The sequence below is a fragment of the Vibrio mediterranei genome (assembly GCF_013364395.1).
GTDB classification, from domain to species: Bacteria; Pseudomonadota; Gammaproteobacteria; order Enterobacterales; family Vibrionaceae; genus Vibrio; species Vibrio mediterranei.
In genome coordinates, this window is record NZ_JABXGK010000001.1 from 1,033,999 (window position 1) to 1,050,594 (window position 16,596).

Here is a 16,596-nt window from a genome sequence, read left to right on the forward strand (position 1 = left end):
GGTTTCTAAATTTCGTGAGCTTTATACCAATAACTGCGGCATTTGTCACGAATATTGCGCAAACGTTTGCGCTAAATTTATTTTGGTAGGAAAAAATAACTCGCGACAAGGTCGCGAGTCGATGATTACATTCTAGCGAGTAGAATCTGAGCTTGTTCGATCATTTTCTTACGACCAAACACGAGGTGGCGTCGTTTGCCACCTACCTGTCGCCAAAGCACTGCACTGCGGATACCTGACAATAGAAGCGCGCGCACCTTTTGCTGGGTGCCGGTTTGTTGAAGTACTGCCGGAGTGCCTGTGACTTGAATTCTAGGACCAATCGGACTAATAACATCTAAATACACGCTAGCTAAATTACTGATCATCTGCTCGTCAAGAAGCTCATAGTGCTCAAGTTGACGACTGACCATTTGTAATCTGTCACCAAGTTGAGACATGGCATCATTACGCCCATTTAGTTTGCGCTCTAGTGCCATTAAGCTGATGATGTAACGAGTAATCTCACTTCCGCTTGGTGTGCTATCAATGCCTTTTACCAAACACTCGAGTCCAACTTTAAGGTCGGATTCAACACCAAATACATCTAACGTACTGGATGGGTTCATATTGGTAATAGCTTTGATAGAAGTTTCGAACGCGTCTGAATCACAGTAACCGTCTTTAGCAACTCGTTGAACAAGGGCAACGGCTTGGCAAATTCCTGCAAATGCTATTGTACGGTCATAAAGTGTATTAGCCACGTAGCTCTCCTAAGATAATAAACGAATAAATGTTAGATACGCTCTTCGATGATGCCGCCGCCCAAGCAAACATTGTCGCTATAGAAGACAGCAGACTGTCCCGGAGTGACAGCTACTTGTGGTTCATCAAAGATAACCTTAATGTTGTCATCGTCAATTGGGATAATCGTACAAGGGATATCTTGTTGACGGTAGCGCGTTTTCACTGTGCATTGCATTGGTTCTTTAATCGCTTCGCGACTCACCCAATGAAGTTGAGATGCACGCAGTCCGTTTGATTTAAGTAATGGATGATCAGCACCTTGAACCGCAATCAATACATTACGTTCAAGATCTTTTTCAGCAACATACCATGGATCTTCATTACCGCCGCCACCTTTTTGGCCCCCAATATGTAACCCTTTACGTTGACCCAATGTGTGGTACATCAGACCTTGGTGTTCACCAATGACTTTACCTTCCGGTGTTTCAATTTTACCCGGTTGTGCTGGCAAATAGCGAGACAAGAAGTCTGTAAATTTGCGCTCACCAATAAAACAAATACCTGTCGAGTCCTTTTTCTTCGCGGTAATTAAGCCTTGCTCTTCAGCAATGCGACGCACTTCTGGTTTTTCTAACTCACCTACAGGGAACAAGCTGCGAGCCACCTGGTCGTGACTTAATGTATAAAGGAAGTAACTCTGGTCTTTGTTGCTGTCTAAACCGCGAAGCATTTGCGGCTTTTCACCGTTTTCAGGGAAGGTACGGCTAACGTAGTGACCCATAGCAATATAGTCCGCATCGAGAACTTCGTCTGCAAATTCTAAAAATGCCTTGAATTTGATTTCTTTGTTACAAAGAATATCTGGGTTTGGTGTACGACCTGCTTTGTATTCTGCTAAGAAATACTCGAATACATTATCCCAGTATTCTGCTGCAAAGTTGATCGTATGTAGGTGGATACCTAACTTATCACAGACCGCTTGTGCGTCGGCTAAATCTTCCGCTGCAGTACAATATTCCTCATTATCATCTTCTTCCCAGTTCTTCATGAACAGGCCTTCTACTTGGTAGCCTTGCTGTTTCAGAAGGTAGGCAGAAACAGAGGAGTCTACACCGCCGGACATACCGACAATCACTTTCTTTTGGCTGTTATCAGACATGTTAAAATACCACCTATATCAATTGGACGCAGATTCTAGCAGAAACCGAAGGCGCAATACAGATCCGCGAACTAAATCACACTTTCTAGGAGCATAAATGTTTGTACAAATAGAGTGAAAAACAAGGTCAGTGATAAAAAAAATTGTAGCGTAAACGTTTGCTAAGGTTGCCTATGTTGCCGAGGTAAACTATACAGAGTTAGAATTGTCGCCCTTACATTCCTGTTACGAAGATATCCTTATGAAATTCCCCGGCCAAAGAAAATCGAAGCATTACTTTCCGGTTCACGCTCGTGACCCATTAGTCAGCCAATCTCAAACTAGCAAAAAAATGTCGAGAACCCATATTATCGGTATTGACCAAACACTAGTTGATATAGAAGCGCGCGTGGATAGTAGTGTTATTGAGAAATTTGGACTGAGCAAAGGGCACTCTTTGGTTATTGATGACCAAGCAGCTGAAAATCTGTATAACGAATTGAAAGAGCAAGAGCTAATTACCAATGAATTTGCTGGGGGCACAATAGGGAATACATTACATAACTTTTCCGTGTTGGCAGATGACAAATCGGTATTGTTAGGTGTAATGAGTGCTGATATCCGAATCGGTAGTTATGGCTATCGATATCTATGTAATACTTCTAGCCGTATGGACTTAAACTATTTACAAGGCGTTGATGGTGCCATTGGACGTTGTTTTACGTTAATTACTGAAGACGGCGAGCGAACTTTTGCAATTAGCGAAGGTCAAATGAATCAACTTCGTGCTGAGAGTATTCCTGAGAAAATTTTTAAGAAAGCCTCAGCGTTGGTATTAACAGCCTATTTAGTTCGTTGCAAAGATGGCGACCCAATGCCGGAAGCAACCATGCAGGCAATAGAATATGCGAAGAAATACGACGTACCTGTGGTATTAACATTGGGAACTCGCTTCGTTATTCAAGATGATCCGGAATATTGGCAAGACTTTTTGAAACAGCATGTTTCGGTTGTCGCTATGAATGAGGATGAAGCTGAAGCATTAACAGGTGAAAAAGATCCATTGGCTGCTGCGGATAAAGCACTCGATTGGGTTGATCTTGTTTTATGTACTGCTGGACCAATCGGTTTATTTATGGCTGGTTATACAGAGGATGCTGCCAAAAGAGAAACTTCGTTACCATTATTACCAGGGTGTATTGCTGAATTTAACCGATATGAATTTAGCCGACCTGCTATAAAATCTGCATGTGAAAATCCTACAAAAGTTTATTCACATATTGCACCTTATATGGGTGGGCCAGAAAAAATCAAGAATACCAATGGTGCGGGCGACGCAGCTTTATCTGCATTACTGCACGATATGGCAGCGAATAAATACCATAAAGAAAATGTGCCAAACTCAAGTAAGCACCAACACCCATACCTTACTTACTCTTCTTTCTCACAAGTATGTAAATACTCAAATCGAGCAAGCTATGAAGTGCTGGTTCAACATTCTCCACGTCTTTCTCGCGGTCTGCCAGAGAAAGAAGATAGCCTTGAAGAGGCATATTGGGAACGATAATAAAAAAGCGCCGAAAGGCGCTTTTTTTATAAATCTAATATTACTTAAAGATATTAGATTTCGAATTCTTCTAGAGATTTACCTGCATCTAGAGCAGTTTGGATTGCAGAAGGCGTACGACCTTGACCAGTCCAAGTCTTTTCAGCGCCACTAGCGTCTACATATTTGTATTTTGCTGGACGAGGAGCACGTTTACTCTTCGCTTTACCTTTAGATTCACCAGATAGCGCAGCGATAAGATCTTCAACGTCAATACCGTCTTGAGCAATCATTTGAGCGTACTCGCTTAATTTAGCTTCGCGCGCTTCTTTCGCTGCTCTTTCTTCTGCTTCCGCTTCTTGTCTTTCACCAACAACAGTAGTCAGTTTTTCTAGTGCTTCTTCTAGTTGTTCTAAAGTTAGCTCACGAGCAAATGCACGTAGGCTACGAATATTTAGTAGAGTTTTGGTTAATTCAGACATGACAGTTCCCATGAGATTATTATTTGGTTCGGATTAATAATAAACAGCAAATATTGAATTGACAATATTTTCTTAGTGGATAAGAGAAGAAATATAATAATTCTTACAAAAACCTGATAATAGACGACGATAGAAATACATAGTGGTGTATATAGCAGGTGAAATTAGAACATTAATAATTACTAAACCTTAGTATGAACTACACAAAAGTCGGACTTTGAGTGGATTTTGTTGCATATTGTACTAAGTGTGGTTAGTTAGACATATAGTTTATTTGTAAGTATTACGAAATTGATTGAGTTCGATATAAATGAACTTCTATAAAATTAAGTTGTCAGTGATGGTCGTTCAAAAAATGTTTATCTCTGAGTAGTTAATGGGTGATTTGAACCCTGTGCTATAACTAAACTGCAACACTGTTTACAAGGTGGTAGCAACATTCATGTTGCAATTGATGCTTTGGTAAGTACAATGACGTCCACCTAATGCAAAAGTAAGAACATTCTTTCAACATGCTAACGCATAGTAGTGAATGATTTTTCTTTTGATGTAGAGGCGCGACTGCGAAAAGTCCTTGTCGTTGGGGTGATGCCAATGAACGACAAAAAAAGGCGCTGTCGCCGAAGTGAGAGTTGAATATCAAGCACTCTCGCTGGGGTTGTATCCGAAACGAACAACACTGCCATAGTCTATTATATTGTTAAACTATGGAGCGCTACTGTAGGGTTGGGAGAAGTGTTCACTTCCCTTTCGCTTAGTTCAACGTTTGCGTATGAACTTATAGATACGCATGTCTGCAGTAGATCTCTAACCATAATTAAAACTGGTTTTTGAAGATCATGAATTTAATCGATTTTGCTTCGTCACCATTATCACTGCTACCGCCGATCGTAGCTTTGAGTTTGGCGATTATCACACGTCGCGTTTTGCTTTCCCTAGGTGTAGGTATTGTATTAGGCGCTTTTCTACTCAACGATTACTCGGTAATGAATGCTGCAGGCTATGTCTATGACACAGTATCTGGCGTTGTTATTGAAGATGGTGGTCTAAACACCTGGAACATGAGTATCGTTGGCTTCCTATTGCTACTCGGTATGATGACGGCGTTATTAACGTTGTCAGGTGGTACCAAAGCGTTTGCTGAATGGGCACAAGCACGCGTGAAAAGTAAACGTGGCTCAAAGCTTCTTGCTGCATTCCTTGGTGTGTTCATTTTTGTTGATGATTACTTCAATAGCTTAGCAGTTGGCGCGATTTCTCGTCCTGTTACTGACCGCTTTTACGTATCGCGCGCTAAGCTTGCTTATATTCTAGATTCAACGGCTGCTCCTATGTGTGTGCTTATGCCAGCTTCGAGCTGGGGTGCATACATTATGACTATCGTCAGCGGTATTCTTATCTCACATGGTATTACTGAATACTCAGCGATTGGCGCGTATGTTCGCCTAATTCCAATGAACTTTTACGCAGTATTTGCACTATTAATGGTGTTCGCTGTTGCTTGGTTCCAATTAGATGTCGGCCCAATGCGTAAGCATGAGCTTCGTGCAAAACAAGGTCTTGGTTTTGACAAAGATAAAGAGAACGATTCTGCTGAAGCTCATGAACTGAATGAAGAGTTGGATATTAAAGAAAGCGACTTTGGTTCAGTTTCAGATCTGATTCTACCTATTGTTGTCCTTATAGGAGCGATGGTAGCAGCGATGATCTTTACTGGTGGTCAAGCTCTGGCGGCAGATGGCGTTGCATTTAATGTTCTTGGTGCATTTGAGAATACGGATGTTGGTACTTCTTTAATTTACGGTGGTTCTGCTGGTTTATTAACAGCGGTCTATACCGTCGTGAAACAGAAGCTTTCTGCGGCTGATATTGCAACAACCATGTGGATTGGTGCTAAGTCGATGTTCGGCGCAATCTTGATTCTGTTCTTTGCATGGTCTATCGGTTCTGTCATTGGCGACATGAAAACAGGCGCTTACCTATCGTCAACTGTACAAGGTAATATTGATGTCCATTGGCTACCAGTTATTCTGTTCATGCTTTCTGGTCTTATGGCATTTTCGACCGGTACATCATGGGGTACATTCGGAATTATGTTACCAATCGCAGGTGATATGGCGGGTGCAACGGATATCGCAATGATGCTTCCAATGCTTGGTGCGGTATTAGCGGGTTCAGTATTTGGTGATCACTGTTCACCAATCTCAGATACGACCATCTTGTCATCGACAGGTGCACGCTGCAACCATATTGACCACGTGTCTACGCAGTTGCCATATGCATTGTCAGTGGCATTTGTTTCTTGTATCGGCTTTATTACATTGGGTATGACAACGTCGGTAGCACTGTCATTCGGTGCTGCAACAGTGACGTTTATACTTGTCTGTTTCATTCTTTCTGCTCTATCTAAAGCAAGAATGGCTAAAGAAGCGAATGCGTAAATAAATTGCTTTAATATCAAGGAGCCTACCAAGGCTCCTTTTTTTATGTCTTTTGGCCTACTTTTGCCGTTATTCGTAATAACAAATCATACTTGTTGGCGAGTACGAAAAAAAATTCGCTGATCTGTAAAATAGTGGTTGAAAATCATAATGAGCTTCGTTAGTGTGAAGGTACAGACACAAAGGACCTAAACATAAGTATGCTAAATTTTGATATGAACATTCATCATCACCATCATCACCCAGCTTAATCTTTCGGGAGATGAACGCATACCCGAGAGATAGGTAAAACTCTCGGAGGTTCGATTTAAGATTTAAAGAATTAAACCCTCGGGAGACCAAAGCTCCCGAGGGTTTTTTCGTTTTATAATTTAAAATCAATATCTTGTACAGGGATACAGCAATGCAAACACAACGCCTAAGAATCGCAATACAAAAGAAAGGTCGTCTTAGCAGAGAAAGCCAAGACCTACTAAAAAAATGCGGAGTTAAGTTCAACGTAATGGGTGAGCGTCTTGTTGTTCACTCGTTAAATATGCCAATCGATCTACTGTTGGTACGTGATGACGATATCCCTGGTTTGATCATGGATGGTGTCGTCGATCTTGGCTTTATTGGTGAGAATGAGCTAGAAGAAGTTCGCTTAGATCGCAAAGCACTTGGTGAACCAAATGAGTTCGTAACGCTTCGCCGTCTTGATTTCGGTGGTTGTCGTTTATCTATCGCCATCGACAAAGATGAAACGTACAACGGCCCGCAAGATCTAGCAGGCAAACGAATAGCGACCACTTACCCACAATTACTGAAAGCTTATATGGATGAGCAAGGTGTAGACTTCAGTACTTGTATGCTTACAGGGTCGGTCGAGGTCGCGCCGCGAGCTGGTTTAGCGGACGCTATTGCCGACCTTGTTTCTACAGGGGCGACATTGGAAGCCAACGGATTAAAAGAAGCAGAAGTTATCTTCCGTTCTAAAGCAACGCTGATTCAGCGCAAAGGCGAGTTTGATGCCGATAAAGAGGCACTTATAGAGAAGCTACTAACTCGTATGCAAGGCGTTCAGCAAGCGAAAGAGTCTAAATACATTATGCTGCACGCACCAGTCGCAAAACTTGAGCAAATCAAAGCGCTTTTACCGGGTGCAGAAGATCCGACAGTATTACCTCTATCTTCGGATAAAGAGCGTGTGGCGGTTCACCTAGTTAGTACAGAGAACTTGTTCTGGGAAACTATGGAACAGCTGAAAGAACTTGGAGCGAGTTCTATTCTTGTGCTTCCGATTGAGAAAATGATGGGGTAAGGCCATGAGAACTGTAGTTTGGCAATCATTAAGTCAGTCGCAACAAGAGTCTATTCTTGAGCGTCCTGCGATTACTGAAGGCGCAAATATTACTTCTGCGGTATCGGCGGTTATCGAGCAAGTACGTAGCGAAGGTGATAAAGCGCTGCTAGATCTTACAGAAAAGTTTGATCAAGTTCGACCTGACTCAATTCGAGTCTCTAACGAAGAGATTGAAGCTGCATCATCGCGTCTCTCTGAAACAATGAAACAAGCGCTGGAGCAAGCGTATTCTAATATCGCTAAGTTTCACAAAGCTCAGCGTCCGGAACTACTGCGAGTAGAAACTCAACCAGGCGTTGTCTGTGAACAAGTGACTCGTCCTATAAATACGGTTGGACTGTATATTCCGGGCGGTAGCGCACCATTACCATCAACCGTGCTTATGCTAGGGGTTCCAGCTCAGATTGCTGGTTGTCGTAAGGTGGTATTATGTTCCCCACCGCCTATTGCGGATGAAATCCTTTATGTTGCCAAGCTATGTAAAATCGATGAAGTATATAACGTTGGTGGTGGTCAAGCCGTAGCGGCGATGGCGTATGGCACAGAGAGCGTTTCAAAAGTAGATAAGATCTTCGGTCCGGGCAATGCCTATGTTACCGAAGCCAAGCGTCAAGTGAGTAATGATTTCCGTGGAGCAGCGATCGATATGCCCGCTGGCCCATCTGAAGTGTTGGTTATTGCTGATGAAACGGCAGATGCCGATTTTGTCGCGGCCGATCTACTAAGCCAAGCTGAACATGGCCCAGACTCTCAAGTAGTGCTTGTCACTCCATCTCCAGTGATTGCAGACCAAGTAACAGAGGCGGTGAATAAACAGCTTAAGCAACTGTCGCGTGCTGATATCGCGCAGCAAGCATTAGGCTCAAGTCTCATTATTATCGCTGAGTCGATCACTCAGTGTGTGTCTATTTCAAACTACTATGGCCCTGAGCACTTGATTGTTCAGACTAAAGCACCACGTGAACTGTTACCGCTACTTGATAACGCAGGTTCTATCTTCTTGGGCGATTGGTCACCAGAGTCTGCGGGCGATTACGCTTCAGGTACTAACCACGTACTGCCGACTTATGGCTACACTCGTACTTATTCAAGCTTGGGCTTAGCTGACTTTTCGAAGCGAATGACGGTACAAGAATTAACTGCCGATGGGTTACGAAATCTGGCTCCGACGGTTGTCACTATGGCTGAGGCAGAAGGGCTGGATGCGCACAAACGTGCCGTGACCATTCGTGTCGAGAAGCTTGCGCAGGAGAGTAACTAATGGAAAAGCTCGCTCGTAAACAAGTTCAACAGCTAACGCCATATATGTCAGCACGACGTATTGGCGGTAGCGGTGATATTTGGCTCAATGCTAATGAATCACCATTTAATAATGAATATAAAACAGACTTTGCACGTCTTAATCGCTACAGCGAATGTCAGCCTAAAGCGCTAATCGAAGCCTATGCGGCATATGCTGGTGTCAAACCAGAACAAACACTGACTTCTCGTGGTGCTGACGAAGGCATTGAATTACTTATTCGTGCTTTTTGTGAGCCGGGTGAAGATAGCATCTTATTCTGTCCGCCGACCTATGGCATGTACGCCATCAGTGCTGAAACCATTGGTGTTAACCGTAAAACGGTACCCTTGACTTCTGATTGGCAACTCAATCTGCCGGAAATTGAAGCCAATTTAGATGGCGTCAAAGTACTGTTCGTTTGTAGCCCAAACAACCCAACGGGTAACTTGGTTAAGCGTGAAGACATTATCGCTTTATTGGAGATGACCAAAGATAAAGCTATTGTTGTCATGGATGAAGCGTATATCGACTTTTGTCCGGAAGCGTCAACCGTTGATTTGTTGGCCCAATATCCGAACTTAGCCATCTTACGTACATTATCAAAAGCCTTCGCTTTGGCTGGTCTTCGTTGCGGATTTACACTTGCCAATGAAGAGCTAATCAACGTACTGCTTAAAGTGATTGCACCATATCCGGTACCAATCCCTGTCGCGGAAATCGCGGTGCAAGCCTTATCGGAACAAGGGTTAGCGCGCGCTAAGTTCCAGGTGCTGGATCTCAATGCCAATCGTGCCTACCTGCAAGCAGGTTTATCGACCTTACCAGGTGTTACCGTATATGAAGGTTGGGGTAATTATCTACTCGTTGAATTTGCTAATGGCGATGAGCTATTTAAAGCAGCGTGGAATACGGGAATTATTCTTAGAAATTCACCGATTGAAAACTGCGTAAGAATCAGTGTTGGTAATCGTGACGAATGTGAGAAGACATTGTCATTTATTCGCAATCAACTAGAACAAACAGCGGCATAAGCTAGCCATCAAGAAAAGGATTTATAAAGTGAGCAACCAACAGAAAATATTATTTATAGACCGTGATGGTACGTTAATTGTTGAGCCTCCAGTGGATTTTCAAGTTGACCGTTTGGATAAACTCAAACTCGAGCCGTTTGTTATTCCAAGTTTATTGGCTCTGCAAGACGCAGGGTACCGCCTTGTGATGGTGACTAACCAAGACGGTTTAGGTACTGCTAGCTATCCTCAGGAAGACTTTGACGCTCCTCATAATATGATGATGGAAATCTTTGAGTCTCAAGGCGTTAAATTTGATGATGTTTTAATTTGCCCGCACTTTGATGAAGACAACTGTTCATGCCGTAAACCAAAACTTGGTTTGGTTAAAGAGTATCTTCAAAGTGGCAAAGTGGATTTCAAAACCTCTGCTGTGATTGGTGACCGACAAACTGATCTTCAGCTAGCTGAAAATATGGCGATTCGTGGAATTCAGTACAATCCGGAGACCATGGGTTGGCCAAGAATCTTAAAAGACTTAACGGTAAAAGCACGTACAGCGGAAGTAATTCGTACTACCAAAGAAACGGATATCAAGGTATTTGTAAACCTTGATGAAGCGGGTGGTAATGAAATCTCAACTGGCATGGGCTTTTTCGACCACATGCTTGATCAAATTGCCACTCATGGCGGTTTCCAGATGAAGTGCATTGTGGATGGCGATCTGCACATTGATGACCACCACACTATTGAAGATACCGCTTTGGCTCTTGGGCAAGCTTTGAAAGAAGCGCTGGGTGATAAGCGCGGTATCGGTCGATTTGGCTTTAGCTTGCCAATGGATGAGTGCTTGGCGCAATGTGCCTTAGATCTATCTGGTCGCCCATATCTTAAATTTGATGCCAAGTTCTCTCGTGAGCAGGTGGGGGACTTGTCTACAGAAATGGTCGTTCACTTCTTCCGATCTTTGACTGACACGCTCGCATGTACACTTCACTTATCTTCTTCTGGCGATAATGATCATCACATCATTGAGAGTTTGTTTAAGGCCTTCGGCCGTACACTGCGTCAAGCCATTAAGGTAGAGGGTAACGAGTTACCAAGTAGTAAGGGAGTCTTGTAATGGCCAGCAGCAAACAGAATGTAGTCATTATTGATACCGGTTGTGCTAACGTCTCGTCAGTAAAGTTTGCTATTCAGCGTCTTGGCTACGATGTTGTTATTTCTAAGGAGCCTCAAGTGGTTCTGGGTGCTGACAAGCTGTTTCTGCCAGGTGTAGGTACGGCAAGTGAAGCGATGAAAAACCTTCAAGAGCGCGATCTTATCGAACTGGTCAAGCAGGTTGAGAAACCAGTACTTGGTATTTGCTTGGGTATGCAGTTGTTGGGCAAGCTTTCACAAGAGAAAGGCCAAAAGGCGGACGAGCTTGTTGAATGTTTGGGCCTTTGTGAAGGTGAAGTAAAACGTCTTGAAACAGGAGACTTACCTCTTCCTCATATGGGGTGGAATACCGTGAAGGCTGTGGCTGGCAATCCGCTGTTTCAAGGGATTGAAGAGGGTGAATACTTCTATTTCGTGCACAGTTTTGGGATGCCCGTCGGCGACTACACCATTGCTGAATGCGAGTATGGCAAACCGTTTAGTGCTGCGATACAAAGTGGTAACTACTACGGCGTACAGTTTCACCCAGAGCGCTCGTCCAAAGCAGGCTCAAAACTGATTCAAAACTTCCTAGAGTTAGTGTAATTCCTGACTAACAAGAAGTTATCGATAGAATTTATCGGCTTCACACGGTCGTGAGGCTTTGAAGGAAATGATTGTGATTATTCCAGCATTAGATTTAATTGAAGGACAAGTGGTTCGTCTATATCAAGGCGATTATGGTCAGGTTACTGAATATAAGGTCGATCCGATTGAGCAGTTCAACCTCTACCATCAAGCCGGAGCAAATTGGCTACACCTTGTCGATCTGACTGGCGCGAAAGACACATCAGCGCGCCAGCTTGATTTAATTGCCAAACTACTAGCAGGAACGCCAGCAAACATACAGATTGGTGGTGGTGTGCGCATTGAGCAAGATGTAGTTGATCTGCTTGAGGCTGGTGCTCAACGTGTTGTAGTTGGTTCGACAGCGGTTAAGCAACCAGAGTTGGTTAAAGGGTGGATGGAAAAATATGGCGCAGAGAAAATTGTGCTAGCACTCGATATTAACATCGATGAAACCGGTACACGCAAAGTCGCCATCTCAGGTTGGCAAGAAGACTCTGGCATCACCATTGAAGCGTTAATTAATGATTATCTAACAGTGGGCTTAAAGCATGTGCTGTGCACTGATATTTCACGTGACGGCACATTAGCAGGTAGTAATGTCGAACTCTATGTAGACCTGTGCAAGCAGTACCCACAAGTGCAGTTTCAGTCTTCAGGTGGTATCGGTAGCCTTGCCGATATTGAAGCACTAAAAGGCACGGGCGTATCGGGCGTGATTGTTGGCCGAGCGTTATTAGATGGTAAATTTACCGCAGAGGAGGCATTCCAATGTTGGCAAAGCGAATAATTCCTTGTTTGGATGTCCGTGACGGTCAAGTGGTGAAAGGCGTTCAGTTTCGAAACCACGAGATTATTGGTGATATCGTTCCGTTAGCTGCGCGTTATGCAGAAGAAGGTGCAGATGAGTTAGTCTTTTATGATATCACTGCCTCAAGCGATGGCCGTGTAGTGGATAAAAGCTGGGTAGCGCGAGTGGCAGAAGTGATTGATATTCCATTCTGTGTCGCTGGTGGTATTAAGTCTGCTGAAGATGCGGCACGTATCTTAGAATTTGGTGCTGATAAAGTATCAATCAACTCGCCAGCTTTGGCTAACCCTGAATTGATTACCGAGCTTGCCGACAAGTTTGGTGTTCAGTGTATTGTCGTCGGTATCGACTCCTACTTTGATAAAGAAACGGGTAAGTATCAGGTGTATCAATTCACCGGTGACGAATCACGTACTAAAGCCACTAAGTGGGAGACCCGCGACTGGGTTCAAGAAGTACAAAAGCGCGGTGCAGGGGAAATCGTACTTAATATGATGAACCAAGATGGGGTGCGAAATGGCTATGACATCGAGCAGCTTAATATGGTTCGCGAAGTGTGTAAGGTGCCTCTCATTGCTTCTGGCGGTGCGGGTGCGATGGAGCACTTTGCAGAAGCGTACAAAAAAACCAATGTTGATGGTGCGTTGGCCGCCTCCGTATTCCACAAGCAGATCATCAATATCGGTGAGCTTAAGCAATATCTAAAACAACAAGGTGTGGAGATCAGACTATGAGTGAAGCAGCAGTAGCGCTCACCGAGCGTATCGACTGGGAAAAAGTAGATGGTCTTGTACCTGCTATTATTCAGGACTTTCAATCTAGCCAAGTTCTAATGATGGGATATATGAATCCTGAAGCGTTGGAAAAGACCTTAGAAACTGAGCAAGTGACCTTTTTTTCTCGCACGAAATCCCGATTGTGGACGAAAGGAGAAACGTCAGGCAACGTACTCCAACTTCGTAATATCGCTCTAGATTGTGACAATGATACAGTACTTGTCAAAGTGGACCCAATTGGACCAACGTGTCACACAGGTACGACTACGTGTTTCGATGGTGATCCACAAGAAGAGTCTCAAATGGTGTGGCTTCATCAGCTTGAGCAATTGCTTGCCGCTCGAAAAGATGCGGATCCGCAATCTTCTTATACCGCGAGCCTCTATGCCCGTGGTACCAAACGTATTTCGCAGAAAGTGGGCGAAGAGGGCGTTGAAGTCGCGCTTGCGGCAACGTCGGGTGACAAGGCGGAGCTAGTATGCGAATCAGCTGACTTAATTTATCACCTAATGGTGCTACTTCAGGACCAAGGCCTGTCGATGAATGATGTGGTTAATAAGCTGAAAGAGCGCCATAAATAAAACGCGATCTCTAATATAGAAGCCAATAAGGTTTGACCTTGTTGGCTTTTTTTGCTGTTTTCTAAATAGCTGAGTGCCTAATCAATTTAAACTTGCGAAGCACGTCGAGAGGTAATGGGATTATTGAAAACTTTGCAAAACCAGCCATAGTGAGAATGCTGAAAATAATACCTGTTGCGAATTGAAAAGCTGCACTCATCGACTCGGTTAGTAGCCAGTGAGTTGAAATTGCCAATGCTGAGATCGTAAGGGCAGAGAGTAAAGCCATGTGGCAATAAGGTAGAAACTCAAGAAACTGACTTGCCTTGTAGAGCATAATAAGTCGAGCTGTATAAGCGATAGTAAGCACTGCAATAACCCCCAGTAATCCCCAAATAGGTACCAACACAAAATACCCAATAACCGCGATAGTGGCACAGATGCCTTGAATCCACATTTGTGCCTTACTGGAATTGCCACTGTAGCAGCCCAAATTTAAATAATCTCCGGCGTTTTTAATTACTCCTATGACAAGAAGTGCAACAACAAGCGTGCTTGCGGATTGATAGGTGGTTGGTAGTATCAAAGTAACGAAGCTTGGTGCGGTTAGAATCATTACAGTAGCAAGCAAGATTGCAATGTTAACCCCCAGAATCGCCTTATCAGCACACTCTTGTTTACCATTAATACCGTTTAGTATCGCTACTCGATTTGGAAACCACCACAGTGCGTAGGGTTGGAGAGCAAGTCCAAGTATTAGTGCGAATTTAGCACTGACCGCATAGATAGCGAGTTGTTCCACACCAACAAAACTCGCAAGGAACCAACGATCAAGTCCATTAATCATATAGACTGATGTGCTTCCTACGAGCACAGGCAAACCAAAACTCAAAATAAGGCGAGAGGAGCCCAAATAACCAAAACTCCCCATTTGACTCCATTGATACTTGAGCAAGCACATTAGCAGAAGCAAGCTAGAACAGGCTGCTGAAATTAATACACCATCGATACCAAGCCCTGCTTCGAGTAGAACAAAGGTCATCATCGCTTGAACGAGCGCTTTTATGACATTAAGAATGCAGAAGCGTTTCGCCATGGCATTCATACGCATTAATGTTAACGGGATGGATATTGCACCATCGATCATGGTTGGAATGAGCAGTAACACAATTTGGTAGCTTTCGAAGGTAACAGGCAAAGCGTGAATCAACCAGGGGAGGGATATTCCAATGAGGCTACCGCCAATGACACAAACGATGATACTTAAGGTAAAGCAGTTTGAAATAAGCTGCTGCTTCTCTGTACCTTTTGCGGTACCAATATATCGATACATCGCATCGACTATGCCAAAACTGAATAGGATAGTGCCGATATCAGCGAGTAACACTAAAGCTTCAAGTGAACCATACTCGGCGAGCGACAACTTATGCGTGATATAGGGAATCATGACGAGGGATACCCCTTTCATCATTAAGATGCCGATAGCATAATAAGCGGATTGCTTTAGTGAGTTCATGATGCCGATCTACTTGGTAGAAGGATAATGCTTTTGCAGTCTCCAAGTAGACTGCGTAAACGTCGTTTTTCTGGAGCCAAGGATAGTGAGCGTAGGCCAAGTAAGATCGCCGATAAAGGTTGGTTAAGACAACGGTGGTAGTCGGCGTATCCTTCAAGAATGCGTGCTTTTGAACTTCTTAAAGCAGATGAGGAAATGTTCCAATAAAGGTGAGCAGATGTGTACCTGTGCAAGATAGCTTCTAAAGATTTTAAGTTGCGCAACCGATTATCGTCTGTTTGAGTAGTTGAACCTTGTCTCATGACATAGCCTACTTCAATAGAGTTCACCGCACCGAACGGGTGTTGCTCGCAAATGCGTAGCCACAAATCGAGGTCTTCTCCATATTCTAAATTAGAATCGAAGGGTGCGATGTCTCGAAAAATCTCAGCCTTAATCATTACCGTTGAAGTACCAATCACGTTATTTTGAAGGACAAACTCCAAGGCATCGTTCATCACGATATATTGACGACTGTCAGACTGAAACTGATTCCAATAACCAAAGCAATCAATTATTTCTTCGTACTGTTCGGTAACGTGTTGGTAGTTAGTAAAGGTACCTGCAAGCTCAGGGTGGCATTGATGAAAGTGGAGCTGCCTTTCTAACTTATTAGGCATCCAATAGTCGTCAGCATCAAGAAAAGCAATATAATCTCCGCTAGCTCTGTTAATTCCCAAGTTTCTTGCACCCGAAGCACCAAGACCTGACGTTGTAATTATCTGCATTCGAGAATCACTGATGCTGTTAAGGTAACTTGAGGTGTTGTCAGTACTATTGTCATCGACAACAATAACTTCAATGTCCTGATGTGTTTGAGAGAACACACTTTCAACTGCTTTAGGTAAGTACTCAACGCAGTTATAGGTTGGAATGATGATCGAGATTTTAGCCATATCCTTAGCTCTCTTATCTGCAGCGGTATACGACAAGTAGCACTATACATGCCAAGACCGATATTGTTTTAAAACATGTACTTATGACTATTTGTCGCAAATTGATTGTTTTCAGTTGGCTAACAAGTGTCAGATTAGGCAAATTGATTATCGAAATGCGAATAGAGCGTTATTTAAGCGATAAATGATTGCTTAACAAGCTTTAAGCCTTTGGTGCGTATCTTGCTTAGAACAAAAGACATAGTTAGCTTTTGGGACGGAAGA

At 43.4% G+C, this 16,596-nt stretch carries 15 protein-coding genes, 1 riboswitch and 1 other annotated feature; of the genes, 10 read left to right on the forward strand and 5 right to left on the reverse strand.

Going from position 1 to position 16,596, the window contains the following annotated elements; all coding sequences use genetic code 11:
* Positions 1–125: 125 nt before the first annotated feature.
* Positions 126–743 (reverse strand): high frequency lysogenization protein HflD, encoded by a 618-nt coding sequence (gene hflD, locus HOP38_RS05010; protein ID WP_006074097.1) that lies wholly within the window; start codon positions 741–743, stop codon positions 126–128.
* 32 nt (positions 744–775) lie between these two features.
* The gene (mnmA, locus tag HOP38_RS05015; RefSeq protein WP_038230055.1) at positions 776–1,885 is read right to left on the reverse strand and encodes a tRNA 2-thiouridine(34) synthase MnmA; all 1,110 of its coding nucleotides are present in this window, start codon (positions 1,883–1,885) and stop codon (positions 776–778) included.
* Between the two features lie 241 nt (positions 1,886–2,126).
* On the opposite strand from mnmA, the gene HOP38_RS05020 reads away from it, so the two are divergent.
* A complete protein-coding gene (locus HOP38_RS05020) occupies positions 2,127–3,431 on the forward strand; it encodes an inosine/guanosine kinase (protein ID WP_006074101.1) in 1,305 nt (434 codons plus the stop codon).
* Between the two features lie 53 nt (positions 3,432–3,484).
* Here HOP38_RS05020 and HOP38_RS05025 read toward each other — a convergent pair whose 3' ends face one another.
* A complete protein-coding gene (locus HOP38_RS05025) occupies positions 3,485–3,892 on the reverse strand; it encodes an H-NS family histone-like protein (RefSeq protein WP_038222895.1) in 408 nt (135 codons plus the stop codon).
* Between the two features lie 542 nt (positions 3,893–4,434).
* Positions 4,435–4,618, forward strand: a riboswitch (Lysine riboswitch).
* Between the two features lie 113 nt (positions 4,619–4,731).
* Here HOP38_RS05025 and HOP38_RS05030 point away from each other — a divergent pair.
* The 9 genes from HOP38_RS05030 (at position 4,732) to hisIE (ending at position 13,902) form a co-directional block, all read left to right on the forward strand.
* Entirely contained in the window at positions 4,732–6,333 is a 1,602-nt protein-coding gene (locus tag HOP38_RS05030) for a Na+/H+ antiporter NhaC family protein (protein ID WP_006074104.1), read from the forward strand.
* 226 nt (positions 6,334–6,559) lie between these two features.
* Positions 6,560–6,696 (forward strand) — a sequence feature (His leader region).
* 40 nt (positions 6,697–6,736) lie between these two features.
* Positions 6,737–7,633 carry an ATP phosphoribosyltransferase gene (hisG, locus tag HOP38_RS05035; protein ID WP_006074105.1) on the forward strand — a complete coding sequence of 299 codons (897 nt, stop codon included), beginning with the start codon at positions 6,737–6,739 and terminating at the stop codon, positions 7,631–7,633.
* A gap of 4 nt (positions 7,634–7,637) precedes the next feature.
* The gene (gene hisD / locus HOP38_RS05040) at positions 7,638–8,936 is read left to right on the forward strand and encodes a histidinol dehydrogenase (protein ID WP_198557572.1); all 1,299 of its coding nucleotides are present in this window, start codon (positions 7,638–7,640) and stop codon (positions 8,934–8,936) included.
* A complete protein-coding gene (hisC, locus tag HOP38_RS05045) occupies positions 8,936–9,988 on the forward strand; it encodes a histidinol-phosphate transaminase (RefSeq protein WP_006074108.1) in 1,053 nt (350 codons plus the stop codon). The genes hisD and hisC overlap by 1 nt, the downstream gene beginning before the upstream one ends.
* A gap of 28 nt (positions 9,989–10,016) precedes the next feature.
* Positions 10,017–11,090: a bifunctional histidinol-phosphatase/imidazoleglycerol-phosphate dehydratase HisB gene (hisB, locus tag HOP38_RS05050; RefSeq protein ID WP_006074110.1), complete on the forward strand. Its 1,074-nt coding sequence runs from the start codon at positions 10,017–10,019 to the stop codon at positions 11,088–11,090.
* The gene (gene hisH, locus HOP38_RS05055; protein ID WP_006074112.1) at positions 11,090–11,713 is read left to right on the forward strand and encodes an imidazole glycerol phosphate synthase subunit HisH; all 624 of its coding nucleotides are present in this window, start codon (positions 11,090–11,092) and stop codon (positions 11,711–11,713) included. Before hisB ends, hisH begins: the two co-directional genes overlap by 1 nt.
* Positions 11,714–11,786: 73 nt before the next feature.
* Positions 11,787–12,524 carry a 1-(5-phosphoribosyl)-5-[(5-phosphoribosylamino)methylideneamino]imidazole-4-carboxamide isomerase gene (gene hisA, locus HOP38_RS05060; RefSeq protein WP_198557573.1) on the forward strand — a complete coding sequence of 246 codons (738 nt, stop codon included), beginning with the start codon at positions 11,787–11,789 and terminating at the stop codon, positions 12,522–12,524.
* Positions 12,506–13,279: an imidazole glycerol phosphate synthase subunit HisF gene (hisF, locus tag HOP38_RS05065; RefSeq protein ID WP_198557574.1), complete on the forward strand. Its 774-nt coding sequence runs from the start codon at positions 12,506–12,508 to the stop codon at positions 13,277–13,279. Before hisA ends, hisF begins: the two co-directional genes overlap by 19 nt.
* The gene (hisIE, locus tag HOP38_RS05070) at positions 13,276–13,902 is read left to right on the forward strand and encodes a bifunctional phosphoribosyl-AMP cyclohydrolase/phosphoribosyl-ATP diphosphatase HisIE (RefSeq protein ID WP_006074118.1); all 627 of its coding nucleotides are present in this window, start codon (positions 13,276–13,278) and stop codon (positions 13,900–13,902) included. The genes hisF and hisIE overlap by 4 nt, the downstream gene beginning before the upstream one ends.
* A 61-nt stretch (positions 13,903–13,963) precedes the next feature.
* Here hisIE and HOP38_RS05075 read toward each other — a convergent pair whose 3' ends face one another.
* Both HOP38_RS05075 and HOP38_RS05080 read right to left on the reverse strand, forming a co-directional pair.
* Positions 13,964–15,397 (reverse strand): lipopolysaccharide biosynthesis protein, encoded by a 1,434-nt coding sequence (locus tag HOP38_RS05075; protein WP_198557575.1) that lies wholly within the window; start codon positions 15,395–15,397, stop codon positions 13,964–13,966.
* Positions 15,394–16,332, reverse strand: a complete 939-nt coding sequence (locus tag HOP38_RS05080; protein ID WP_198557576.1) for a glycosyltransferase family 2 protein — start codon at positions 16,330–16,332, stop codon at positions 15,394–15,396. Before HOP38_RS05080 ends, HOP38_RS05075 begins: the two co-directional genes overlap by 4 nt.
* Positions 16,333–16,596: the final 264 nt, after the last annotated feature.